The organism is Caulobacter sp. GW822-FHT07D08 (assembly GCF_058798735.1).
Genome location: NZ_JBXAKU010000003.1, coordinates 251,238 through 276,577, shown reverse-complemented (window position 1 = coordinate 276,577; position 25,340 = coordinate 251,238). Strand labels below are relative to the sequence as shown.

Genomic DNA, 25,340 nt, shown 5'->3' with positions numbered 1-25,340 from the left:
CCCAGACCATGGCCGTCAAGCGTTCCGCCAGCGGCTCGAAGTTCCCCGCCTCTTCACGCGGCGGCGGCGTCCTGTGGAAGGCCGTCGGCGCCGAGCTGGCCAGCCACGTCGCCCGCGAGTGGTATGGCTCGGGCCCGCATCGCCTGCTAATCGCCTTCCCGCGCCCCGAGGGTCTCTCCGCCCGGCCGCACGACCCGCGTCCGGTCGATCCCGGGCGCGGATCGAAGATCCTGGCCGGAACCCTGACCCTGGACGGCGGATCCTTGCGCCTGGCCCCCGACGGCGACCCGTTCGACACCGCCAGCCCCTCGCGCCGCTTCGCCGTCAGCCTGCACCGATTCGACTGGCTGCCGGACCTGGCCGCCGCCGGCTCGGACGGCGCCCGCCGCTCCCTGCGGCTGATCGACGACTGGCGCCGGGTGTTCGGCAAGTGGAACGCCTTCTCGTGGTCCCCCGAGTGCCTGGAGCGCCGGGTCTTCCACCTGGCCTGCGCCGCCAAGACCCTGGCCGCCGAGGGCAGCGACGCCGAGATCGCCGACCTGACCCGGGACCTCGCCCGCCAGGCCCGCCACCTGCTCGAGATCGCCGCCGCGCCCGCCCGCATCCTCGAGCGCGCCGCCGTCGCCACCCTGGCCGGCTGCGTCCTGGCCGGCAAGCCCGGCGAGCGGCTGATCGACAAGGGCCTCAAGGCCCTGCTGCGCCACCTCGACCCGATGGTGCTGGCCGACGGCGGCCACGCCACGCGCTCGCCCGAGGCCGGGGTCGAGCTGCTGTTCGACCTCTTGACCCTGGACGACGCCCTGGGCCAGCGCGGCCGGCCCAGCCCCGAGGCCCTGTCCCGCGCCATCGACCGCCTGTCCAGCGCCACGCGGTTCTTCACCCTGGGCGACGGCCATCTGGCGGCCTTCCACGGCGGCGAGGCGATCGCGCCCCCGCGCATCGCCGCCGCCCTGGCCCATGACGACGCCGGCCCGCGCCCGCTGAACGCCGCGCCGCACAGCGGCTATCACAAGATGATCGGCGGCAGCATCGAGCTGATCGCCGATTGTGGTCCTCCTGCCGCTGGCTCCCTCTCGGTCGCGGCCTGCGCCCAGCCGGCCGCCGTCGAGATCGTCTGCGCCAAGGACCGCCTGATCACCAGCTGCGGCTGGAGCCCCGAGGCCACCGGCGCCAACGCCTTCCGCCTGTCCGACGCGGCCTCCACCGTCTCGGTCGGCGACGGCTCGGCCGGCCGGCCGCTGTCGGGCTTCCGCGCCCGCGCGCTCGGCCCCTGGCTGGTCGACGGCGCCACGCAGGTCGAGGCCAAGCGCCACGACGACGTCGGCGGGGTGTGGCTGGACATCGTCCACGACGGCTGGCGCCATGTGGGCCTGCAGCACGCCCGCCGCCTGTTCCTCGACGCGGTCAATGACGAGCTGCGCGGCGAGGACAGCCTGACCCCCTTCGCCGCCGCCCCCGGCGCGGCGGATGGCCCGCGCCGCTACCTGCCGTTCGCGGTGCGCTTCCACCTGCACCCCGAGGCCCGCGCCTCGATCGCCCGCGACGGCAAGAGCGTGCTGATCCGGGGCCCCAGCAACATCGGCTGGTGGCTGCGCAACGACGCCGTCGACGTCGAGATCGCCCCGACCGCCCACTTCGACCACGGCCTGGCCCGCAAGGCCGGCCAGATCGTGCTGAAGAGCCAGGTGCGCCCGGAGGTCGGGGCCAAGATCCGCTGGAAACTGACCCGGGCGGAGGGCTAGGGCCGATGGGCTTTGAGCGCAGGCTGCCGATCGACCCGGGTCGGGCGCGGCAGACGCCGGAGTATACGGCCGACGAGGTGTCCGAGGTTGTCGCCGCCCTGACGGCGGACGCGCCGGAGATCCTGGCGGTGCTGGAACGCGAGGCGCGTGCGCCGGGGAGCGTGGCGACGGGGGACTATGACGACGCCTACGACCGGATGCTGACGTACCTGTTCGAGCGGGGGTACGTGCAGACGCATATCGAGATGGGGGTGTTGTTCAAGGCCGTGCGGGAGCGGGTTGGGGGTACGGGGGCGATAGCCTTAATCGGCGGGAAAAAACAACCTTGAGATTAAGAATAGCACTTTCACTCGCTCAACAGAACGCTAAGCTAAGCCGTGAAAATGACGTGTCGCTAGTTCACATCAGGGAGAATTCATGGATAGTCTGAGCATCCGCGAGGTACTCGAGATGGTCAGCCGCGGGCAACTCCGTATTCCGGCCTTTCAGCGCGGATTTGTCTGGGATCCAGATCGCGTCGCCTACCTTATGGATAGTATATATAAAGGGTATCCTTTTGGATCTCTTATGTTTTGGCGCACAAAAGAGAAATTGAAGTTCGATCGTGATTTAGGGCCTTTTAAGTTGCCCGAGCCGAAAGAAGACTACCCAGTCGACTACGTACTTGACGGACAGCAGAGAGTTACGTCCATTTTTGGCGTTTTCCAGAATGGAATGGAAAAGACAAACAAGGTAAATTGGCTGGATATATATTTTGATCTCTCAGCAGAGCCTACCGCTCAGGACAGTCAATTTGCGGCATTGAAGCCTGACGAAGTCGACCTCTCTAAGCATTTCCCGCTTAGTACACTCTTTAACACAACCGCTTATCGTAAAGCTTGTGAAGGCTTCGACGAGAAAACAGTTGAACGTATTGACGACATGCAATCCGTTTTTAAAGAAACGAAAATACCAGTTCAAGTCTCGAAGACTGAGGACAAGGCGACGGTCGCCATCATCTTTGAGCGCGTCAATAGACAAGGTATGGAGTTAGATACTTTACAGCTTCTATCTGCGTGGACATGGAGCGAGGATTTTCAGCTTCAAGACCAATTTGCAGAGCTCGCCGCCGAACTCTCACCATTTGGGTTTGCCGATGTAGGCGCAGACCCCAACCTCCTTCTTCGGTGCTGCTCTGGCGTTCTCAGTCACGACGCGTCACCCAACGCGCTCATGAACCTCAACGGCGCGTTAGTTCGAGAACGCTTCGACGAAGTTCTGAACGGCGTGAAGGGGGCGGTAGATTACGTGCGGGCTCACTTCAAAGCCGAGACGCTGAATAACTTACCCTTCACGACCATGATTGTGCCTCTAGCAAGTTTTTTTGCCCTGCCCGGAACAAAAGAGAAGAGCTTCACTGCAGAGCAATCTGCACAGATAAATAAGTGGTTTTGGAGGGTAGCCTACTCAAAAAGGTACAGCTCCGCCGTTCTTAGGAATCTTAAGACAGATATTGAACAAATGGCCAATCTTTCTGCGGGTAAGCCGTCCTCTCTTGGCGACTTCTCCGTTAACATCGGACCAGAATTCTTTCTCGAAAATTCCTTTGGCCTTGGCAACGTGAACACCAAGACATTTGTACTTACCCTAGCAGGTTTAAAACCACTTTCATTCGTCTCTGGGCACCCCGTAGCATTAGCGGAAACACTTAAAACAGCAAATAGAACCGAATATCATCACTTAATGCCCAGAGATTTTCTCAAAAAATCCGGACAATCACCTGTACTAAACGACAATAGCCTAGCGAATCTGTGTTTCTTGTCCAGAGCAGACAATAGAACCTTGGGAGGCGAAAAACCTTCCAGTTACAGAGCAAAAATGCCGGAGGATATTGATCAGATTTTGGCTGCAGCAGCATGTCCAATATCTCTATTTAACGATGATTACGCAAAATTTCTGGGCGAACGCGCTGATCTTCTAACCGACATCGCAAGAAATCTTTGCAGGGCCTAGACAAATATCGCCCCACGGTCGGAGCCCTCCTTAAATCTCTTGGAGGCTGCAGCGTGCAGGGCTGTCCAGGTCAGTCAAGGCTCGCCTCCGGCGACCGCGCGCGGCGACGCGGAGCGTCGTCCTTGAGTGACCTGGACAGCCCTGCGATCGTCTCGCCGTGAGATGTAAGGCGGGCGCTCTTCCGGGGCGGAAGGGCGGTTTCACTGAGCGGGGATCGCGCGCACACTCGAACCCTCTCTCTTTGAGAGAGGGTTTCAAAATGCGCCCTCACGGGGATTGGCGAGGCTCTATCCCCGGCGTTGGCGGCGCCGAATCCCACGAAATCAACCACTTCCCACTTTTACGCGCCCGTGAATGATCCGCGTTCAACCCGCCCCCATACTGACTCCACCTGACAGCACGAAAGGGACGTCCGGCCGGCGATCGTGACGGCTGTCAGGGGTGGTCGAGCGGGTAGCGCTCGTCGGTGCGGGGGAAGCTCCGCAACCGCATCCCTCTGGCGGCGGTCGGCCCTGGAACACAGAAACGACGTGGGATGTCGGGCCGATGACGCGGCAGGCGCGGGCTGAAATCGCCCGGGCGTTCCGGGACCGGGGTTCGTCGCCCCGGCCCGCCCGTCGTGGGCCGACTGTCGGAAGCGGGTTAAAACCCCGCGCCCCGCTGGCTCACCGGATAACGGCTACGCGGAGCGCTCTGGCTTCGTCGAAACGGTATCTACTTACTCATCCTCCGGGCGTGGCCCGGCGCTCCGCGTCCCTTTCCACGAACTTCAGCGGCTGCCCGCGTGAGGGAGCGGACGCATGTCTGGCTCAGCACAGGCCCCCACCTGACCGCGCCGCGCGCGGTCTGTCCGCCCCCAAGCGGGGCGGAGAAGAGAGCCGCGCCCTCTTCTCTCCTCCCCTCTTGGGGGAGGGGGACCGGCGGAGCCGGTGGAGGGGGTCGGCGCCACGCATTGACTCCCCCGCCGTCCCCCGTATTTTCCGCGCGTTCGCGTGACTGGCGTTGAAGGTGGGAAACCACCGGGGAGCGCGGACCTCATAAGCCGCGCGCCTGGGCTCCCCTCTGACAATCACAGACCTGGAGTCCGCCGTGCCCGCAGCGCCCGATTATCCGTCCGCCCCCGATCTCGTCGCCCCCAAGCGGGCCCTGCTGTCGGTCTCCGACAAGACCGGCCTGGTCGAGGCCGCCCACGCGCTGCACGCCGCCGGCGTCGAGCTGGTCTCGACCGGCGGCACCAAGGCCGCGATCGCCGCGGCCGGGATCCCGGTCAAGGACGTCTCGGACCTGACGGGCTTTCCCGAAATGATGGACGGCCGGGTCAAGACCCTGCACCCGGTGGTGCATGGCGGCCTGCTCGGCGTTCGCGACGCCCCGGAGCATGCGCAGGCCATGGCCGACCACGGCATCGGCGGCATCGATATCCTGTATGTGAACCTCTATCCGTTCGAGGCCACGGTCGCGAAGGGCGGCAGCTATGCCGAGTGCGTCGAGAACATCGACATCGGCGGCCCGGCCATGATCCGCTCGGCGGCCAAGAACCATGGCTATGTCGCCGTCTGCACCGACCCGGCCGACCTCGCCGACGTGCTGGAGGCCCTGAGGGCCGGCGGGACGACGCTGGAACTGCGCCAGCGGCTGGCGGCTCGCGCCTATGCCCGCACGGCGGCCTATGACGCGGCGATCTCGGCCTGGTTCGCGGCCGCGCTGGGCCAGGACTTCCCGGCCCGCAAGGCCATCGCCGGCGAGCTTCGCCAGACCATGCGCTACGGCGAGAACCCGCACCAGAAGGCGGCCTTCTACACCTTCCCGAACCCGCGTCCGGGCGTGGCCACGGCCCGCCAGCTGCAGGGCAAGGAACTCAGCTACAACAACATCAACGACACCGACGCGGCCTTCGAGCTGATCGCCGAGTTCGACCCGGCCCAGGGTCCGGCCGTGGCGATCATCAAGCACGCCAATCCGTGCGGCGTGGCCGTGGGCGGCAGCCAGCGCGAGGCCTATGAGCGGGCCCTGGCCTGCGACCCGACCTCGGCCTTCGGCGGCATCGTGGCGGTGAACTCGCGCCTGACCCGCGAGGCGGCCGAGGCCATGGTCGAGATCTTCACCGAAGTGGTCATCGCCCCCGAGGCCGCCGACGACGCCGTCGCCGTGTTCGCGGCCAAGAAGAACCTGCGCCTGCTGGTGACCGGCGGCCTGCCCGACCCGCTGTCGACCGGCGACACCTTCAAGAGCGTGGCCGGCGGCTTCCTGGTGCAGTCGCGGGATGACGCGCGGATCACGGCCTCGGACCTGAAGATCGTGACGAAGCGCCAGCCTACGGACGAAGAGGTCCGCGACATGCTGTTCGCCTTCACGGTGGGCAAGCACGTCAAGTCCAACGCCATCGTCTACGCCCGCGCCGGCCAGACCCTGGGCGTCGGGGCCGGCCAGATGAACCGCAAGGACTCGGCCCGGATCGCGGCGCTGCGGGCCGCCGATTTCGGCCTGGACCTTCGTGGATGCGCCTGCGCCTCGGAAGCCTTCTTCCCGTTCGCCGACGGCCTGATCCAGGCGGCCGAAGCCGGGGCGACGGCGATCATCCAGCCGGGCGGCTCGATGCGCGATGGCGAAGTGATCGAGGCGGCCGACAAGCTTGGCCTCACCATGGCCTTCACGGGCGTGCGAGTGTTCCGGCACTGATTGAGGCACGAAACCCTCGCCCGGAGTTTATCCTCGGGCCGACCAAGGTCGGTCCCGGGGGACGGGCTCAGGGTGAGGATTTCTACTGACGCTCAGTAGCCCTCATCCTGAGCTTGTCGAAGGACGGGGGCGGACCACGAGGAGCTATATGAACAGCGCGGATTGGGGGAACAAGGTCGCCAAGCACTCGCGGGTCTTCAAGCCCGCGGGTCCGGGACCGTTTCCGGTGGCGCTGATCCTGCACGGCTGCGGCGGCAAGACGCCGTTCCTCGAGGACTATGCCCGGGCCGCCGTCGCGGCGGGCTGGGCGGCGGTGGTGGTCGATTCGCTCAAGCCGCGCGGCATGTCCTCGCTGGACGCCAAGCTGTTCGTCTGCACGGGCGTGGCGCTGCGGGGCCTGACCCGGGCGGCCGACGTCTTCGCCATGCTGGCCTGGCTGGAGACGCAAGGCTGGGCCGATCCGGAGCGCGTCTTCCTGGCCGGCTGGAGCCATGGCGGCTGGACGATCATGGACAGCTACGCGATCGGCGAGAACGCGGCGCGCGCCACGAAGCTGGCCGACGCCGATCCGGTCCGGCTGCGCCAGCGGGTGCGCGGCGCGCTGCTGGTCTATCCCTATGCCGGCTATCCCTCCCTGACCTCGCGGCGGGGCTGGGGAGAGGGGGCGCCGCCGGTCTGGTCGGTGCTGGCCGGCAAGGACGCCGTGGTCGGCTGGAAGCTGCCCGGCAAGGCGCTGGACCGCCTGGCGAGCGACGGCCTGCGCGTGGATCGCGTGCTGTTCGACGACGCCACCCACGCCTTCGACGACGACAAGGCCAACGATCCCCGGGCCCGCTATCGGCCCGACCTCTTTCAGGAGATGCAGACCTATTTCGCCAGGGCGCTGACGGCCTGCGGCTGAGCCCGACGCAGGCGGGTCGGACCGCGATAGAGACGGCGCCAGACCCACTCCAGCGGGCCCATCTCGTACCGGTCCATCCACCAGCGCGACCACAGGATCTGGACGGTCCAGGTCAGGATGGTCAGGGCCGCCAGCACCGGCCGGTCGACCTTGCCATGCAGGGCCAGGCCCCGGCCGCCATAGAAGATGGAGGTCATGATCAGCGACTGGGTCAGATAGTTGGTGAACGCCATCTGCCCGACCGGCGCCAGGGCCTTGGGGATCGCGCTCCACGAGCCCTTCGACCGGGCGGCGAACACCATCAGGCCGACATAGGCCAGGGTCGTCAGCGGCGCGGTCATCCACTGCACGGCCTGGAAGATCATCGACAGCGGCCTCGGCAGGCCCAGCAGGATCTGGGCGACCACCAGGCCGCCGACCGCCGCCGAGGCGGTCAGGCCGACGGCGACCAGGGTCACATAGGTCCGCTTGCTCGCCTCGCCGGTCAGCACCCCCAGCTTGAAACAGCCCAGGCCGATCATCATCAGGGCCGAGGTCATGACGAAGATGAACGGCTCGCCCGACAGGTAGCCCAGCCGGTCCTTGGCGTTCTGGATCAGCGACTGCAGGAAGGTTCCGCCGTACTGGAGCTCGGCGGCCCTGGACTTGGCGACGGCCTTGGCGGTCTCCAGCGTGGCCTGGGCCCCATCGTGCTGGAACACGATGGCGGCGGTCATGCCGGCCGTCATCAGCAGCGAGAAGACGACCCAGATGGTGACCCCGGTGCCGATCAGCTTCCGGGGCGCCCAGGACCGGGTCAGCATCACCGCGAAGCCGGCCAGGGCGTAGCTCAGCAGCACGTCGCCGAACCAGATGGCGAAGCCGTGCAGCAGGCCGAAGGCGACCATCCAGGCCAGGCGCTTCCTCAGGATCGCGCCACGCCCGGCGTCCGACCGCTCGCCGCCGACCAGGAAGATCGAGACGCCGAACAGCATGGCGAACAGGGTGACGAACTTGCGCTGGAACAGCCACTGGGTGACGGCCCAGACGCCCAGGGTCGCCGGGCCGGTCCCGTGCGGCCAGTTGGCCACCGACTCCGACAGCGGCGGGGCCACCGCGAAGTCCGGCATGTTGCACAGCAGGATGCCCAGCACGCCGAGACCTCTCAGCGAGTCGAGCAGGACGATGCGATCCTTGGTCATGAGCTCCCCCTCGAAGGGAGCCTGCCGTGTTCCGCGTCAGCCGACAACCGGGACGGGTTTCGGAGCGCGTCTGGGGGCGCTGGCGAGAACAAGGGCGCCCAGCGCCATGAACCCCGCCGACACCACGACGGCGATCCGCTGGTCGCCGGCCAGGCGGGTGCCGACGGCGATGACCAGCGGGGCCAGGAACGCCGTGGCCTTGCCCGACAGCGCATAGAGCCCGAACCACCGCCCGGTCTCGCCGGCCGGGGCCAGCTCGGCCATCCAGGCGCGGAGACTGGACTGCGCCGGCCCGAAGGTCAGGCCAACGAACAGGCTGAAGACCAGGAACATCCGCTCGGGCGTGCTGGAGAACAGAGCCTCGTCGGCCTGGGCCGGCGTGACCGGAACGAGGAAGAAGACCGTATCCCGGCCGACCATCCCCACGCCCGTGGCGCCGAACAGGATCACGCCCGTGGCGATCAGCACGGTGGCCTTGGAACCGATCTTCTGGTCGACCCGCCCGCCGATGAACGTCCCGACGCCGGCCGCGACCGACAGCATGATCGCGTAGAGGCCTAGTTGCGTCGTCGTCCAGCCGAACAGCCCCGCCGCCAGGACGCCTCCGAAGGCGATGAAGCTGGAAATGCCGTCGCCCAGCAGCATGCGGCCGATCAGGAACCTCAGCATGTGCGGCTGGCGGGGCAGGCCCCGGATCGTCGCCCACAGCTCGGCCAGAGGCTTGTCGCCCGCACCTTCCGATGGCTTGGGGGCGATCAGCATCAGCGGCCAGGCGAAGGCCAGGAACCACACGGCCACCAGCGGTCCGACGATCCGGTCCGGCTCGTGCAGCGCCTTTGACAGGCCCAGCAGCGGAACCTTGGGCAGGGAGAAGCAGAAGAGGACGATGAACAGGGTGACCAGCGCCCCGACATAGGCCAGGGCCCAGGCGGTGCCGGACAGCCGTCCGATCTGGCCCGGCTTGGCCACCACCGGCAGCAGGGCGTTCATCACCGTCACGCCCAGTTCGGCCACGACGCTGGCGATGACCAGGCAGGCCAGGATCAGCGGGATGCGGGCCGTCTCGCCGGGCGCGGCCCACCACAGCCCGGCGCTGGCGATGACGAACGGAAAGGCCAGGCCGACCAGCCAGGCGCGCGGATTGCGCCGGGCGTCCAGCGTCGCCCCGAGCAGGGGACTCAGAATGGCGATGGCCAAGCCCGACACCACCCCGGCATAGCCCAGGAGGCTCTGCCCCCGGACGGCGTCGCCAACGAAGCCGGACGCGAAATAGGGCGTGAAGATGAAGGTCGCGATCAGCGCCCAATAGGGTTGCTGGGCCCACTCATAGAGGGTCCAGGCCAAGCGCCGACGATCGCCCTGATCCATTCGGAGTCCCTTCTCCACCCCTCCCTCGTAAGGGAGAGGTGGAGGATGAGCCAGCGCTTAAGCGGCGGTCGAGAGTTCGCGCAGGGCGGCGTTGGCGATGGTCAGCTTGGCGAAGGTCCAGCCGCCGCCGGCCTGTTCGATGTCTTCGATCGTCCGCTTGACCGCGCGGGGACGATCGCCGCGCAGGGCGGCCCAGGACGCGATGGCGGACTTGGCCGCGCTCTCGTCCTCGCCGGCCTGGGCGTTGGCGGCGAACTTCAGCACCGATTGGGTGATCGAGGTCTGCTCGGTCAGCATGTCCTCGATCAGGCGACGGACCGCCAGGCGCTCGAAGGCGTCCCCGCCCACGAAAGCGCCGGCCGCGCCGCGCAGGCGATCGAAACCGAAGGCCGCGCCGACCTGATGGTACAGACGGGCGACGTTCTCGACACTCCAGCTGGAGGCGTTGGCCAGGTCGACGAGATCAGCGGCCGTGGTCAAGGGCTGCAGGGCCGCGACGGACTGGGCCAGGGCTTCGGGCGCGCCGTCGACGATATAGGCCTTCACCCGCTTGGCGACGGTCTTCTGCTCGAACGGCGACAGGATCGCCGGCGCCATGCCGGTCAGCGTCTTCACCGCTGGGCCGTAGGCCTCGACCAGTTGCTGCACGGTCGCCTTGTCGCGGACCGCGCGGCGAGCCAGCCAGAAGCTGAGGCTTCGCAGGGCGTAGGCCAGGGCCTTGTAGAGCGCCGTCTGGCCGCTGGCCGAGGCCTTGTTGTCCAGCGCGTTGACCTGGTCCCACAGGCCGTCGATCCCGAGGATCTCGCGAGCGGCCGTGAAGCCCACGACCACCGCGCCGACATCGGCGACGGCGGCGGCCTTCAGGCGGCTGGCGAAGGTCGGGCCGCACATGTTGACCATCTGGTTGCCGACCACCGTGGCGATGATCTCGCGCTTCAGGCGGTGCTTCTGCATGGCGTCGGCGTACCGGTCCAGCGCCTTGGGGAAGTAGCCGCGCAGGGTCGCCTCGAACCACGGATCGTCCGGCGCCGGGCTGGCGACGATGTCGTCGAACAGGTCCAGCTTGCCATAGGCCAGCAGCACCGCCAGTTCCGGCCGGGTCAGGCCCTTGTTGGCGGCCTTGCGTTCCAGCAGCGCCGTATTGGTCGGCAGGCCCTCGACGCGGCGATCCAGGCGACCGCGCTGCTCGAGATCGACCATGTAGCGGATTTGGGCGTCGACCTCGCTGACCGCGTCGCTTTCCAACAGGGTCAGGGCCAGGGTCTGATCGTAGTTGTGCTCCAGCACGTGATGGCCGACATCGTCGGTCATCGAGGCCAGCAGCGTGTTGCGGCTGTCACGGGTCAGCTCGCCGCCCCGCTCCAGGATCCCGGTCAGGATCTTGATGTTGACCTCGTGGTCGGAGCTGTCGACACCCGCCGAGTTGTCGATGGCGTCGGTGTTGATGTGGCCGCCGCTCTGAGCGAACTCGATGCGGCCCGCTTGCGTCAGACCCAGATTGGCGCCCTCGCCCACGACCCTGACCCGCAGGTCCGAGCCGTTGATGCGGATAGCGTCATTGGCCTTGTCGCCGGCGTCGGCGTTGCTCTCGCCCTTGGCCTTCACATAGGTGCCGATGCCGCCGAGATAGAGCAGTTCGGCCTTCGACTTCAGGATCGCGGTCATCAGCTCGGCCGGCGAGACGGCCTCGGCCTTGATCTCGAACAGCTCGCGAACTTCCTTCGACAGCGGGATGCTCTTCAGGCCGCGGGCGAACACGCCGCCGCCGGCCGAGATCTTCGACTTGTCGTAGTCGTCCCACGACGAACGCGGCAGCTTGAACATCCGGTCCCGCTCTTCCCACGACATGGCCGGGTCCGGGTTCGGGTCGAGGAAGATGTGGCGGTGGTCGAAGGCGGCCAGCAGCTTGGTCTGCTTGGACAGCAGCATACCGTTGCCGAACACGTCGCCCGACATGTCGCCCACGCCGACCACGGTGAAGGACTCCGTCTGGATGTCCTTGCCCAGCTCGCGGAAGTGGCGCTTGACCGCTTCCCAGGCGCCGCGGGCGGTGATGCCCATGACCTTGTGGTCGTAGCCGACCGAGCCGCCGGACGCGAAGGCGTCGCCCAGCCAGAAGCCGTAGCTCTCGGCCACGCCGTTGGCGATGTCGGAGAAGGTGGCCGTACCCTTGTCGGCGGCGACCACCAGGTAAGGGTCGTGGCCGTCATGCACGACCACCGAGGGCGGCGGCACGACCTGGTTGTCGGCGTCGATATTGTCGGTCAGGTCCAGCAAGCCCGACAGGAAGGTCTTGTAGGCGCGGATCGCCTCGGCCTGGATCGCGTCGCGATCGCCGCCGCGCGGCAGGTGCTTCGGATAGAAGCCGCCCTTCGAGCCGACCGGCACGATGACCGCGTTCTTGACCTGCTGAGCCTTCACCAGGCCGAGCACCTCGGTGCGGAAGTCGTCGCGGCGATCCGACCAGCGCAGGCCGCCGCGGGCGACGGGGCCAAAGCGCAGGTGCACGCCCTCGACATGCGGGGCCGAGACGTAGATCTCGCGATAGGGCTTGGGGGCTGGCAGGTCTTCCAGCTCGCGCGAGGCGATCTTGAAGCTGATGTAGGGCTTGGGACCCCCGTCGGCCGCCGGCTGATAGAAGTTGGTGCGCTGGATGGCGCCGACCAGGGCGGCCAGACGGCGCAGCACGCGGTCGGCGTCGAGGCTCTCGACGGCCTGCAGGGCCTCGGTGATCTTGCCCTCGACCGCCTTGGCCTGCTCTTCGCGGGTCTTGAGATCAGCGCGAACGGCCGGATCGAACTTGGTCTGGAAGAGATCCAGGATCAGGCGCGCGACGCCCGGGTGATCCGCCAGGGCCCGCTCCTGCACGCCCTGGCTGGGATCCAGGCCCGACTGCTGGCGATAGCGGGCGAGCGCGCGGATCAGGGCGGCCTCGCGCCAGCCGATGCCGAGTTCCAGCACCAGGCGGTTGAAGCCGTCGCTCTCGGCGCGCCCCGTCCAGATGGCGACGAAGGCGGCCTCGAAGGCCTGCTTGATGTCGCCGAAGACCAGATGCTCGCCAGCCTCGTCCCGCAGGACGAATTCGTGGACCCAGACCGGTTTGCCGTCTGGGGAGACCTTGAAGCCGTCCTCGATCAAGGCCTTGAGGCCCATATGCTCCAGGATCGGCAGCACGTCGGCCAGCGGGGCGGCGGCGCCCGGGCGATAGAGCTTGAAGCGGAACGTCACCGCGCTGTCGCCGTCGCGACGGAAGGCGCGGACCCGGACCGCCTCGTCCTCGGCCAGATCGTCGATCACCTGGATGTCCGCCAGGGCCTCGCCGGCGTCATACTGGTCGCGATAGCCGGGCGGGAAGGCGCCGGCATAGCGGGCCAGCAGGTGGGCGACGCGTCCCGTGGAGCCCTCGCGAACGGCGGCCTCGAAGCGGTCGTCCCAGGTGCGGGCGGTCTCGGCGATGGCGGCCTCCACGGCGGCCATGTCCGGCTCGGCGTGATCGCCTGGCGTCACGCCCAGAATGTAGTGAACACGGGCCAGCGGGGCGTCGGAGAAGCTCGGATAATAGGCCGACACCCGGCCCCGGAACGCCTCGGCCAGGATGTGGCCGGCCCGGGTGCGGACGCCGGAGTCGTAGCGATCGCGCGGCACGAACATCAGGACCGAGATGAAACGGTCGAAGGGATCGCGGCGGGCGAACAGCTTGACGCGGGGACGGTCATAAAGGTGCAGCACGCCCATGGCCGTGGCCAGCAACTGGGCCTCGTCGGTCTGGAACAGCTCGTCGCGCGGCCAGGTCTCGAGGATGTTGCGCAGGCGCTTGCCGTTGTGGCTCTCGGGATCCTTTCCGGCGCGCTCCAGGATGTGGCCGACCTTGCGACGGATCAGCGGCACCTCGTGGGCGGGCGTCTCATAGGCCTCGGCGGTGAACAGGCCCACGAAGCGGACCTCGCCCGAGGCCTTGCCATCGGCGCCGTAGCGGCGGACGCCGACATAGTCGGTGTAGCCGCGGCGGTGGACGCGCGAACGCAGGTTCGACTTGGCCACCACGATCGGGTCGCCGATGTCGATATGGCTGCGGATCTGGGCCGACAGGATGGCCGGCTCGCTGCTCCGGCGCAGGACCGTGCGAGCCTGGTCGCGCAGGACGCCCAGGCTGCCTTCCGGCTGATAGAGGGGCTCCTCGGCCGCGTAGCCGCCATCGGCGGTGCGGGGATATTCGTAGAGGCGCGCGCCGAGGAACACGAAGTGGTCGCGCTCCAGCCAGTCGAGGAAGGCCAGGTCCTCGGCCTTTTCGTCCGCGGAGACCGGCGCCTTGGCGGCTTTCAGCTCGTCGATCGTGCGGCGCATCAGCCCGCGCATGGCTTCGAAATCCTGCACGGCCAACTGGACGTCGGCGAGCGCTTCGCGAACGCTTAGCAGCAGGGCCGCCTCGCGGTCCTCGCCGACCGGGGCTAGCCAGATCTGAATCATCGAGCGGCGGACGCCGCCGCAGTCGGCGACGGGGTGGAACATGGCGCGGACCGAGAAGCCGGCCTCGGTCACTTCGCCCATGATGCTGTCGACCAGGAACGGTCGGTCGGGCTGCACGATCTCGAGCAGATCGGACGGGGGGTCTCCGCCCTCGGTGCGGCGCAGGCGGATGACGGGTTCGGAGACGTCCTTGGCGCTTTCGCCGAAGCGCCAGAAATCGGCCAGGGCGCCAGCCACGTCGGCGACGTCCAGACCGGGCAGTTCCTCAGCCGACCAGTCGTCCTGGGCCTGGGTGGCGAAGCCGCGCGCGGCGGGCGACAGGGACTCGGCCGACACCCCCAGAGCCTGGGCGAAAGCGCTTACTAGCGGACCGATCGGAGCCTCAGCGGAAATGAGGTCTTTTTTTTCACCGATCATTCGATTTCCTCGCGAATTTTTGGCCGGAACCTAGCCCTTTCGAGCGTCACTTCAACCGTTACGTCTGGAAGTGGAAAGAATTCCTGCTGCTTTCGGCCAAATTCGGCTTGAAACGGAAGCGCCGCCGGCTGGGGGGAAGCCGGCGGCGCGGGCCCGCTCCGGGGGGAGAGGCGGGCGTTTTCCGCTTCGATCGCGGCGGCCTTGCCAGCCGGGACCTGCGGGGTGTCCGGGTGGGGGGAGCCGGACAAGGCATAGATAGGAGCCAGCCAGTTCATTTTAAGGGGCGCGTTCATTTCTTTCGCGCCCGCCGCGGCGGAGCGTCGGGCGCCGGCCCGTGACCCCGCCCCGACAGCATTTGCCCGCCCTGCGGGTCGCCGTCCTCGGACAGCAGGATGGCGATCCAGCGCGAGCCCTCGAACTGCGCCAGAATCACCATGGCCGCCACGGTCAATGGCGTGGAGAGGAACATGCCCGGCACGCCCCACAGCGCGCCCCAGACCGCCAGCGAGAGCAGGATCACCGTCGGATCCATGTTCAGGCTGTCGCCCTGCATGCGCGGATAGATGACGTTGCCGACCACGAAGAAGATTCCCTGCAGAGCCGCGAACAGGATGATCGCCGGCCACAGGGTGTCGGGGAACTGGACCAGCGCGAACAAGGGCGGCAAGAAGCAGCCGATCGCCCCGCCCAGGATCGGGATGTAGGCGGCCAGGAAGATCAGGAACGCCCAGAAGAAGGCGTTGTCCAAGCGGACCAGCATCATCACCGCCCAGGCGGCGGCGGCGATCATCAGGCCGGTGACCGTCTGAATCCAAAGATACTGCTCCACCCCGTCGCGAATGCGCTGGAACATGGTCATGTTCGACTCGCGCTCGGCATGGTGCGGGAACAGGGCGACGATCTTTCGGCTGAAGCCCCGGCGCGAGGCGAGGATGAAGCCGAGATAGATCAGCACCAGCACGGCGCTGGTGCCGAAATTCTTGAACGACTGGGCCACATCGCCGATATAGCTCTGCAGGTTCAAAAGCTTGGCCAGGTCGGTGATGGTGGGAACGCCATGCAGCTGCAGGCCGGGAAACAGCCTGCCGGCCAGCGGCGTGAACTTGGCGATGATCGCGTTCAGGCTGGCGACATACTCCGAGGAGTGGTCGAAGAACGTCTTGCTGTTCACCACGACGATCCAGATCGAGACGCCGAACAACGCCAGGGACAGCACCACCGCGGTCGGCAGAGCCAGCTTGCGCGGGAAGCCCGGCGTGCGCAGGGTCAGCACGCGAGCGAAGCTGTCGATCATCACCGCCAGGAACACGGCCAGGGCCAGGGGGGTCAGGATGTCCTGCATCCACTTCAGCGTCGCGCCGCCGGCGATGACGGCCAGGAAGACCACCGCGTTGCGCGTCGTGACCGGCGGCGGAGCCCGGGGCGGGTCAGTGGCCGTCATTTGTAAAATATCTCCAGAGGCGAGCCCGACATTGACCGCGCAGATTGGCGCGGCGCAAGGCCCCGGTTAGGGTCAACGCGTTCGAAGGAGTTTGGTCATGCCGCTGTCGATTGGCGAAAACGAGATCCTAGTCGGTTTGGGCGAAGGCCCGGTGACACAGCGGCTCGATCGCTCAAACCGCCACGGCGTGGTGGCCGGGGCGACCGGCACCGGCAAGACCGTCACCCTGCAGGTTCTGGCGCAGGCCTTCTCCGACGCCGGCGTGCCCGTCTTCGCCGCCGACGTGAAGGGCGACCTCTCCGGCGTGGCCATGCCCGGAACCCCGAACGAGAAGATGCAGGCCCGCGCCGATCAGATGGGCATGGTGCTCTCGCCGGCCGCGCCGCCGGTGATGTTCTGGGACCTGTTCGGCCAGAAGGGCCACCCGATCCGCACGACCATCTCGGAGATGGGGCCGCTGTTGCTGTCGCGCCTCCTGGAATTGAACGACGTGCAGGAGGGCGTGCTGACCATCGTCTTCCACGTCGCCGACCAGGACGGCCTGCTGCTGCTGGACCTGAAGGACCTTCAGGCGGCGCTGAAATATGTCGCCGACCATGCCGACGAGATCGGCACGCAGTACGGCAATGTCTCGGCCGCCACGGTGGGCGCGATCCAGCGCAAGCTGCTGACCTTGCAGACGCAAGGCGCCGAGCACTTCTTCGGCGAGCCGGCTCTCGATCTCTCCGACATCATGCGCACCGACGCGGCCGGCCGCGGCTACGTCAACCTGCTGGCCGCCGACCGCCTGATCCAGTCGCCCAAGCTCTATTCGACCTTCCTGCTGTGGCTGCTGTCGGAGCTGTTCGAGGTGCTGCCCGAGGTCGGCGATCCGGAAAAGCCCAAGCTGGTGTTCTTCTTCGACGAAGCTCACCTCCTCTTCAACGACGCGCCCAAGCCGCTGCTGGAAAAGATCGAGCAGGTCGTGCGCCTGATTCGTTCCAAGGGCGTCGGGATCTACTTCGTCACCCAGAATCCGGCCGACATTCCCGACGCGGTGTTGGGCCAGTTGGGCGCCCGCGTGCAGCACGCCCTGCGCGCCTATACCCCCGCCGATCAGAAGGGCCTGAGGGCGGCCGCCCAGTCGTTCCGAGTCAATCCCAACTTCGACACCGCCGAGACCATCCAGGCCCTGGGCGTCGGCGAGGCCCTGGTCTCGACCCTCGACGAGAAGGGGGCGCCAAACGTCGTGCAGAAGACCCTGATCCGGCCGCCGGCCTCGCGCCTGGGACCGCTGACGCCGCCGGAGCGCGCGGCCCTCCAGGCCCAAAGCCCCGTGGCCGGAGTCTACGACACCGCCGAGGATCGCGATTCCGCCTACGAGATCCTGCAGGGCCGCGCCAAGAAGGCCCAGCAGGACGCCGACAACGCGCGCGAACAGGCCGAGGAGAACAAGCGCGAGGCCGTCGAGGCCAAGGTCCGCGAGCGCGAGGAAGCCCAGCGGGAGCGCGAGAGCCGACCCCGGGCGTCGGGCCGCCAGACCATGACCGAGGCCTTCGCCGTAACCCTGGTCCGCACCGTGGCGTCCACCGCCGGACGTGAGCTGATCCGAGGCCTGCTGGGCGGTCTGGTCGGCGGAACGACTACCCGGCGCCGGCGGCGCTAGAGCTTCGTCGCGGGCGGGGCGCGGTCGCCCAACAGCGCCGCGGCGATTTCGGCCAGTTGGTCGATCTGGAACGGCTTGCGCAGCACTGGCCACGGCAGCTCGGCCGGAGTCGTGTCCATATAGTCGCCGGCGTAGCCGGTGGTCAGCAGCACGGCCATGTCCGGCCGATGGACCGAGACCGATCGCGCCAGGTCCACGCCGCTGACGCCGCCGGGCATGATCACGTCGGACATCAGAAGATCGAACGCCACGCCCTCCGCCAGCGCCTCCAGCGCGGAGGTCCCGTTCTCGGCGGTGGCGACCTCACAACCCAGATCGCGCAGCAGGCCGCCAGCGATCTCGCGCACGGCCGCGTCATCCTCGACCAGCAGCACCCGCACGCCTTTCAGCCGGTCGCGCGCCGGCGGCTGTACCGGGATCCCGGCCGGCGTCACGGCGTCGTCCGTGGCCGGCAGGTAGAGGACGACGGTCGTGCCGTGGCCTTCGACGCTGTCGATGGCCACCCCGCCGCCACACTGCCGCAGGAAACCGTAGACCTGGGCCAGGCCCAGACCCGTACCCTTGCCGACCTCCTTCGTGGTGAAGAACGGCTCGAACACCCGGGCCAGAACCTCGGGCGGCATACCCGCGCCGGTGTCGCTGACCGCCACCTGGACATAGTCGCCGGGCGCGGTGTCGGCGACCTCGTCCACGGCCAGAGTCACGGGCGCGACGGCGATGCTGATCTCGCCGCCGAACGCCGTGGCGTCGGCGGCGTTGACCACCAGGTTCAGCAGAGCCGCCTCGAACTGGGCCGCGTCGACCCGCGCGCGGCAGGCGGCCGGGTCACGGCGCAGCGTCAGGGTCACGCCTTCACCCACCGCCCGGCGCAACAGCGGCTCGGCCTGGTCGAGCAGGGACCCGATCTCGACCACCTCCAGCTTCAGCTCCTGGTTCCGCGAGAAGGCCAGCAACTGGCGGGTCAGGCGTTCGCCGCGCTGACCGGCCGCCAGGGCCGCCTCGGCCAGGCGGGTGACACGCGGCGTGTCGTCGGGCCTGCGCAGGATCATGTCCAGGCCGCCGACGATCACGGTCAGCAGGTTGTTGAAGTCATGCGCCACCCCACCCGTCAGCCGGCCGACGGTCTCCAGCCGCTGAGCCTGGGCCAGCGCCGCCTGGGCGCGCGCGGTCTCGGCCATGCTGGCCTGCAGCGCCGCCGTGCGCTCGGCGACCCGATCCTCCAGGTCCTTGCGCGCCTCAACCGTCTCGGTGAAGTCGAAGCAGCTGCCGATATAGCCGTGATAGGCCCCGGCCTCATCGAAGCGTGGCGCGCCGACGCTGTTGATCCAGCGCCAGGCGCCGTCGGCGCGGCGCAGCCGGAAGACGACATTGAAAGGTTCGCGTCGACCGGCCGCGGCGTTGGCGATCTCGAACCCGGCTTGGCGATCTTCGGGATGCAGGCCCTCCAGCCAGCCGGCGCCCAGTTCATCCTCAAGGGGGCGTCCGCGAAAGTCGAGCCAGGCCTGGTTGAACCAGTCGGCCCGACCGTTCTCCGCCGTGGCCCAGATCAGCACCGGCGCCGTATTGGCGACGCCTCGGAACAGCTCCTCGCTGCCACGCAGCGCCGCCGCCGCGCGGCGCTCCTGGGTCACGTCGCGAAAGGTCACGGCCAGATCCTCGCCCAGCCGCACGCCGCTGGAGCGGATCCAGCGCTCCTCGCCGTCGATGACCCGCCGCACGTCGATGTCGTCGGGGCCGCCGCTCTCCAGCAGGCGCGCCAGGCGATCGACCATGTCGCGGCCAGTCTCGTCGGAAAAGACATCCAAAGCCCGCCTGCCCAGCAGGGTCGAAGTCCCCTTCGGCCTCATGGTCTCGGCCATCGGATTGGCGTAGGTCCAGCGGAAGTCGATCACCCGTCCGGCCTCGCGAACCGGCTCCAGGATCACGAAGGCGTCCAGCGACACCTCCTGCGCCGAACGGAAGCGCGCCTCGGCCGCCAAGCCCGACCGCACGGCCAGACGCAGAGCCTCGACGAGCATCACGATCAGCCCGCCGCACAGCAGGAACATGATCAACTGGGCCGCTTCGCGGGATTGCAGGGCCCACGCGCCGTCGGGGGTCATCCAGAACCGAAAGGCCGTCAGGGCGCAGACGATAAGGGCCAGAAATCCCGGCCCCAGCCCGCCGACCATCGCCGCGACCATGACCGCGACGAAGAAAGTCGGGAAATAGATCGGAACGCCGAACACGGAGACGGCGGCGAAGCGGGCGACGACGGCCACGCCTACAGCCAGCAGCGCGAAGCCATAGCGCAGTTCGCGCCGATCGGCCGCGGTTACGAACTTGATGGCGGTCCGTCCCAGCACGCGCTCGCCCCGATGTCGGCTCTACGGCCCCGCTTGGGACCGTCTAACGGCTCAGGGCCTGGGAGGGTTCCGGGGCGCCGTGCAAAGGGTTCGATGTCCGGCTGATCGGCTCAGGCCGAGCGCTTGGCCTCGCCCGGCGCCTGACCCAGGTCGACGGGACCTTCAAGACGGGCTGGCGCGGCGCCGACCAGGGTCCAGGCCGACAGGGTGTCGATCGGGGCCGGGCGACCGATGGCGTAGCCCTGCAGCTCCGTGCAGTTCTCGCCGCGCAGGAAGATGATCTGCTCTTCGGTCTCGACGCCCTCGGCGACGACCGGGATCTCCAGGCTGCGGCCCAGGCCCAGCACGGCGCGCACGATGACCGTGGCGCGGTCGTGACGGTGGATGTTCTCGACGAAGCTCTTGTCGATCTTGATCTTGTCGAACGGGAACGACTGCAGGGTCGACAGCGACGAGAAGCCGGTGCCGAAGTCGTCCATGGCGATCCGCACGCCCAGGGCCTTCAGGCGGCGCAGATTGTCCAGCGCGCGCTGATAGTCCTTGAAGAGCGCGCTCTCGGTGATCTCCAGTTCCAGGCGCGAAGGCGACAGGCCGGTGGCGATCAGCACTTCGTGCACCAGGCTGGGCAGGGCCGGATTGTGCAGCTGGATTGGCGAGAGGTTGACCGCGATGCGCAGCGGCTTCTCCCATGAGGCGGCGTCGGCGCAGGCGCGGCGCAGGACCCAGTCGCCCAGCGCGCCGATCAGGCCGTTCTCCTCGGCGACCGGAATGAAATCCAGCGGCGGGATCATGCCGCGCGTCGGGTGCTGCCAGCGGACCAGGGCCTCGAAGCCGCAGACCTCGCCGTCGGTGGCGCGGGCCAGGGGTTGGTAGTGGACCACCAGTTCATCTTCGGCGATGCCCTGGCGCAGGTCGCGGGCCAGATTGCGGCGCTCGCGGATCGTGTCGTCCATCTCGCGCTTGAAGAAGCGGTAGACGCCTCGGCCGCTTTCCTTGGCGCGGTACAGGGCCATGTCGGCATTGGCCATCAGAGCCTCGGTCGTGCGGCCGTCGTCGGGATAGAGGCTGACGCCCAGGCTGGCGCCGAGCGCCAGCTCCTGGCCGTCATAGACCACAGGGGCCGACAAGAGTTCGAGCAGGCCGCCCGAAAGTTCGGCGGCCGCGGTCGGCTGATCGCCGCCGGCCACCTGGACGATGATGAACTCGTCGCCGCCCAGACGCGCGGCGAACGAAGGGGCCTGGACCGCCGACTGCAGGCGGCGGGCGGTCTCCACCAGGATGGCGTCGCCGGCCAGGTGGCCGTGCTGGTCGTTGGCTTCCTTGAAGTGGTCCAGGTCGATGCAGATCACCGACAGGGTCTCGCCGGAGGCCTCGACGCGATCGAGGGCCGCGCCCAGGCGGGCTTGCAGCGAATTGCGGTTTGGCAAACCGGTCAGACCGTCGTGCTCGGCGAGATAGCGGATCTTCTCCTCGGCGGCGCGGCGCTCGCGCAAATCGCGGACGGCCAGGACGGTCAGACCCGAGGTCTCCACGCGGGCGCCATCGTCCATCAGGCGCGAAAAAACCTCGACCGGGATCTCGCGACCGCCGGTGATCGGCTGGATCTTGCCTTCGCGGCGCACGCCCTCGCGGGTCGGACCGGCTTCGTCGAAAGTCAGGATCGAACCGACCAGCGGGCGGCCGACCAGTTCGGGGAGTTCGGCGCCGACCAGCTCGCAGAAGGCGGCGTTGGCGTCGTTGATCTTGCCCGACTGAACCACGACCAGACCTTCATAAGCCGCGTTGGCCAAGCGGCGAATGCGCTCGAGGGCCGAGCGCGAGGTCTGGGATTCAATGGCGACGGCGCCGAGCCCGCCCAGGATGATCATGGCCGTGATCGACCCGACGGCCAGGGTCAGGAAGCCGCCCGACAGCAGTTGGTCCGGCACCTGGACCCCGGCGTCGGGAATGATGGTGATCGCGGACATGCCGGTGAAGTGCAGGGCGACGATGCCCAGGCACAGCAGGCCGCCGCCGATGGCTTGCTTCTTGACGGTCCGGGCCTGGCCGGCCAGCACCAAGGCGGTCGTCGCGCCGCAGACCCCGAGGATCGCCGAGAGCCCGACGGTGGCGTGTTCCCAGACCAGGTGGCCCTGGGTCACGAAGGCCGACATGCCGGTATAGTGCATGGCCGCGACACCCAGGCCGATCAGGACGCCGCCGGCGAAGTCGTTGGTGGTCGAGCGCTGGGCGGAGGCCACGGCGAAGCCGCTGGCCATGAACAGGGCCGCGATCATCAGCGACAGCAGGGTGCCCGTCGGGCTGTAGCCGGTCTTCAGGCCCGGTGTGAAGGCGACCATGGCGATGAAATGGGTGGCCCAGACACTGGAGCCGGCGACCAGACCGGTCAGCAGCAACCACGCGGCGCGCACGACACCCCGGGCGCCGCGCATCCGCGAATAGAGGCGGAACGTGGTGAAGCAGCCGGCGATGCAGACGAGGCCGGCGACGAGCACCAGGCGCAGGTCGTGTTGCGTCGTCAGACAGGTCAGGAACTTGAGCACGCACGCCCCCCCGAGGGTCACATCCCTCTAGAGCTACAGCGAGAGTTGCAAATAAAGCGTTTCGCGCGAGTTTCCGGCGACATCTGGTCAGAACGGCCGGGCGTCACGGGTCGAATTTGCCCGCTCGATGACCAGTGTTCAGCTGTTCGCTTGAGCCTGGTGCCACTTCCAGGCGCTGGACAGGATGGCGTCGAGATCCCGCGACGGGCTCCAGCCCAGCTGCGCGCGGGCCTTGGCGCTGTCGCCCACCAGGATCGGGGCGTCGCCTGGGCGTCGCGGCGCCATCTGCACCGTCAGCGGCTTGCCCACGGCGCGCCCGACCCCGTCGACCAGCTCGCGCACCGTCGTGCCCGTGCCGGTGCCGAGGTTGTAGGATTCCGACGAGCCGCCCGCCAACAGACGCTTCAGCGCCGAGACGTGGGCGTCGGCCAGGTCCAGTACGTGGACGTAGTCGCGCACCGCCGTGCCGTCGCGGGTGTCGTAGTCGTCGCCGAAGATCGTGAAGTGCGAGCGTTGGCCGAGGGCGACCTGAATCGCCAGCGGAATGGCGTGGGTTTCCGGCTCGTGCCACTCGCCGATGCGGCCCTTGGGGTCGGCGCCGGCGGCGTTGAAGTAGCGCATCACGGCGCTACGGAAGCCGACATAGCGGTCGTAGTCGGCCAGGGCCTGCTCGACCATCAGCTTGCTGCGGCCATAGGGATTGAGCGGCGCCTGCGGGTGGTCCTCGGCCATCGGCAGGGTCACCGGATCGCCGAAGGTGGCGCAGGTCGAGGAAAACACCAGGGCCTCGACCCCGGCCCGCCGCGCGGCTTCGATCAGGGTGATCGTCCCGCCGACATTGTTGTCGAAGAAGGCGCCAGGGTTCTTGACCGACTCCCCGACCTCGATGCGGGCGGCGAAGTGCAGGACGGCGATCGGCTTGTGCTGGGCGAAGACCGCGTCCAGCCGCGCGCCGTCACGGATGTCACCGACTTCCAGCGGTCCCCACTGGACGTGTTCGCGATGACCGTTCGACAGGTCGTCGAACACCACCGGCCGGAAACCGGCCGCGGCCAGCGCCAGGCAGCAGTGCGAGCCGACATATCCGGCGCCGCCGGCCACGAGTACGGTTTGCATCGGAATCCCCACGCCGTCGCTTCCAGCTAGCGATTTTGCATGACGCAGGGAAGGCGCTACCCGGCAAAGGTCATCAAGATGTCACGGGAGCGAGCGTTTTGGCGGTCGGCGCCGGGGCGGCTTGCCTCGGCGTCGCGATTGCTGGATTAGGCGGGAGCGCCGCGCGAGGCGCTCGTTCGGATCGGGAAGAATCGATGCGCGTAGCGATGATTGGCACGGGTTATGTGGGGCTGGTGTCTGGGGCGTGTTTCGCCGACTTTGGTCACGTGGTGACTTGCATCGACAAGGATCCGAGCAAGATCGAGCGCCTGGAGAAGGGCGAGATCCCGATCTTCGAGCCGGGCCTGGATGACCTGGTGGCCCGCAACGTCCGCGAAGGCCGGCTGTTCTTCACGCTGGACGGCGCGCAGGCGATCAAGGACGCGGACGCGGTGTTCATCGCCGTGGGCACGCCCACCCGCCGCGGCGACGGCCATGCGGATCTCTCCTACGTCTACGCCGCGGCCGAGGAGATCGCCGGCCTGATCGACGGCTTCACCGTGGTGGTCACCAAGTCGACCGTGCCGGTGGGCACCGGCGACGAGGTCGAGGCGATCATCAAGAAGGCCAATCCGACCGCCCAGTTCGCCGTGGTGTCGAACCCGGAGTTCCTGCGCGAGGGCGCGGCGATCGAGGACTTCAAGCGTCCCGACCGCGTGGTCGTCGGCACCGACGACGAGCGGGCCCAGGCGGTGATGCGCGAGCTCTATCGCCCGCTGTCACTGAACGAGACCCCGATCATCTTCACCGGCCGCCGGACCAGCGAGCTGATCAAGTACGCGGCCAATGCGTTCCTGGCGATGAAGATCACCTTCATCAACGAGATGGCCGACCTCTGCGAAGCGGTTGGCGCGGACGTCCAGCAGGTCGCCAAGGGCATCGGCCTGGACAAGCGCATCGGCGGCAAGTTCCTGAACGCCGGCCCCGGTTATGGCGGATCGTGCTTCCCCAAGGACACCATCGCCCTGGTGCGCACGGCCCAGCAGTACGGCGCGCCCGTGCGGCTGATCGAGACCACGGTCGAGGTCAATGACGCGCGCAAGAAGGCCATGGCCGGCAAGGTGGCCAAGGCCATCGGCGCCGAGGACCTGACCGGCAAGACGATCGGTGTGCTGGGCCTGACCTTCAAGCCCAACACCGACGACATGCGCGACGCCCCCAGCCTCGACATCGTCCCGGCCCTGCAGGCCCTGGGCGCCAACGTCCAGGCCTTCGATCCGGAAGGAGCCAAGGAAGCGGCCCACATGCTCAAGGATGTGGACTTCAAGGCCGGGGCCTATGAGGTCGCCGAGGGCGCCGACGCGCTGGTGATCATCACCGAGTGGGACCAGTTCCGGGCCCTGGACCTGGACCGCATCAAGCTCCTGATGAAGACGCCGGTCGTGGTCGACCTTCGCAATGTCTACAAGCCCGCGGAGATGGTCCGGCATGGCTTCACCTACGCTTCCATTGGGCGCGGCTGAG

General features: G+C 67.8%; 15 protein-coding genes and 1 riboswitch. Of the genes, 7 read left to right on the top strand and 8 right to left on the bottom strand.

Annotated features, from left to right (window positions below; all coding sequences use genetic code 11):
- Positions 1-8: 8 nt before the first annotated feature.
- The 5 genes from AC1RJ9_RS07890 to AC1RJ9_RS07870 all read left to right on the top strand — a co-directional run bounded on the left by AC1RJ9_RS07890 (position 9) and on the right by AC1RJ9_RS07870 (position 7,314).
- Positions 9-1,742, top strand: a complete 1,734-nt coding sequence (locus AC1RJ9_RS07890) for a heparinase II/III family protein (RefSeq protein WP_492837733.1) — start codon at positions 9-11, stop codon at positions 1,740-1,742.
- Between the two features lie 5 nt (positions 1,743-1,747).
- Positions 1,748-2,071: a hypothetical protein gene (locus tag AC1RJ9_RS07885; protein ID WP_492837734.1), complete on the top strand. Its 324-nt coding sequence runs from the start codon at positions 1,748-1,750 to the stop codon at positions 2,069-2,071.
- Positions 2,072-2,159: 88 nt separating this feature from the next.
- Positions 2,160-3,734 carry a GmrSD restriction endonuclease domain-containing protein gene (locus tag AC1RJ9_RS07880; RefSeq protein WP_492837735.1) on the top strand — a complete coding sequence of 525 codons (1,575 nt, stop codon included), beginning with the start codon at positions 2,160-2,162 and terminating at the stop codon, positions 3,732-3,734.
- A gap of 982 nt (positions 3,735-4,716) precedes the next feature.
- A riboswitch (ZMP/ZTP riboswitch) is annotated at positions 4,717-4,797 on the top strand.
- Positions 4,798-4,823: 26 nt separating this feature from the next.
- Positions 4,824-6,413: a bifunctional phosphoribosylaminoimidazolecarboxamide formyltransferase/IMP cyclohydrolase gene (purH, locus tag AC1RJ9_RS07875; RefSeq protein WP_492837736.1), complete on the top strand. Its 1,590-nt coding sequence runs from the start codon at positions 4,824-4,826 to the stop codon at positions 6,411-6,413.
- A 148-nt stretch (positions 6,414-6,561) separates the two neighbouring features.
- Positions 6,562-7,314, top strand: a complete 753-nt coding sequence (locus AC1RJ9_RS07870; protein WP_492837737.1) for a dienelactone hydrolase family protein — start codon at positions 6,562-6,564, stop codon at positions 7,312-7,314.
- Here AC1RJ9_RS07870 and AC1RJ9_RS07865 read toward each other — a convergent pair.
- The 5 genes from AC1RJ9_RS07865 to AC1RJ9_RS07845 are packed head-to-tail and all read right to left on the bottom strand — an operon-like array spanning position 7,281 to position 16,188.
- Positions 7,281-8,495, bottom strand: coding sequence for a DUF418 domain-containing protein (locus AC1RJ9_RS07865; RefSeq protein ID WP_492837738.1), 1,215 nt, complete (start codon positions 8,493-8,495; stop codon positions 7,281-7,283). The two genes, AC1RJ9_RS07870 and AC1RJ9_RS07865, sit on opposite strands and share 34 nt — an antisense overlap.
- Positions 8,496-8,531: 36 nt before the next feature.
- Positions 8,532-9,863 carry an MFS transporter gene (locus AC1RJ9_RS07860; protein ID WP_492837739.1) on the bottom strand — a complete coding sequence of 444 codons (1,332 nt, stop codon included), beginning with the start codon at positions 9,861-9,863 and terminating at the stop codon, positions 8,532-8,534.
- Positions 9,864-9,920: 57 nt separating this feature from the next.
- Positions 9,921-14,747: an NAD-glutamate dehydrogenase gene (locus AC1RJ9_RS07855; RefSeq protein ID WP_492837740.1), complete on the bottom strand. Its 4,827-nt coding sequence runs from the start codon at positions 14,745-14,747 to the stop codon at positions 9,921-9,923.
- On the bottom strand, positions 14,744-15,040 hold the full coding sequence (locus AC1RJ9_RS07850) for a hypothetical protein (protein ID WP_492837741.1): 297 nt from the start codon (positions 15,038-15,040) through the stop codon (positions 14,744-14,746). The genes AC1RJ9_RS07855 and AC1RJ9_RS07850 overlap by 4 nt, the downstream gene beginning before the upstream one ends.
- Complete coding sequence (locus tag AC1RJ9_RS07845) at positions 15,037-16,188, bottom strand: AI-2E family transporter (protein ID WP_492837742.1); 1,152 nt, start codon at positions 16,186-16,188, stop codon at positions 15,037-15,039. Before AC1RJ9_RS07845 ends, AC1RJ9_RS07850 begins: the two co-directional genes overlap by 4 nt.
- A gap of 97 nt (positions 16,189-16,285) precedes the next feature.
- Between AC1RJ9_RS07845 and AC1RJ9_RS07840 the strand changes: the two genes are divergently transcribed.
- Positions 16,286-17,833: a helicase HerA-like C-terminal domain-containing protein gene (locus AC1RJ9_RS07840; protein ID WP_492837743.1), complete on the top strand. Its 1,548-nt coding sequence runs from the start codon at positions 16,286-16,288 to the stop codon at positions 17,831-17,833.
- Here the strand turns inward: AC1RJ9_RS07840 and AC1RJ9_RS07835 are convergent.
- From AC1RJ9_RS07835 to galE, 3 genes are all read right to left on the bottom strand, one after another.
- Complete coding sequence (locus tag AC1RJ9_RS07835) at positions 17,830-20,178, bottom strand: ATP-binding protein (protein ID WP_492837744.1); 2,349 nt, start codon at positions 20,176-20,178, stop codon at positions 17,830-17,832. The two genes, AC1RJ9_RS07840 and AC1RJ9_RS07835, sit on opposite strands and share 4 nt — an antisense overlap.
- Positions 20,179-20,288: 110 nt before the next feature.
- The gene (locus AC1RJ9_RS07830) at positions 20,289-22,742 is read right to left on the bottom strand and encodes a bifunctional diguanylate cyclase/phosphodiesterase (protein WP_492837745.1); all 2,454 of its coding nucleotides are present in this window, start codon (positions 22,740-22,742) and stop codon (positions 20,289-20,291) included.
- 117 nt (positions 22,743-22,859) lie between these two features.
- Positions 22,860-23,837 (bottom strand): UDP-glucose 4-epimerase GalE, encoded by a 978-nt coding sequence (galE, locus tag AC1RJ9_RS07825; protein ID WP_492837746.1) that lies wholly within the window; start codon positions 23,835-23,837, stop codon positions 22,860-22,862.
- A gap of 194 nt (positions 23,838-24,031) precedes the next feature.
- Between galE and AC1RJ9_RS07820 the strand changes: the two genes are divergently transcribed.
- Positions 24,032-25,339, top strand: coding sequence for a UDP-glucose dehydrogenase family protein (locus AC1RJ9_RS07820; RefSeq protein ID WP_492837747.1), 1,308 nt, complete (start codon positions 24,032-24,034; stop codon positions 25,337-25,339).
- Position 25,340: the final 1 nt, after the last annotated feature.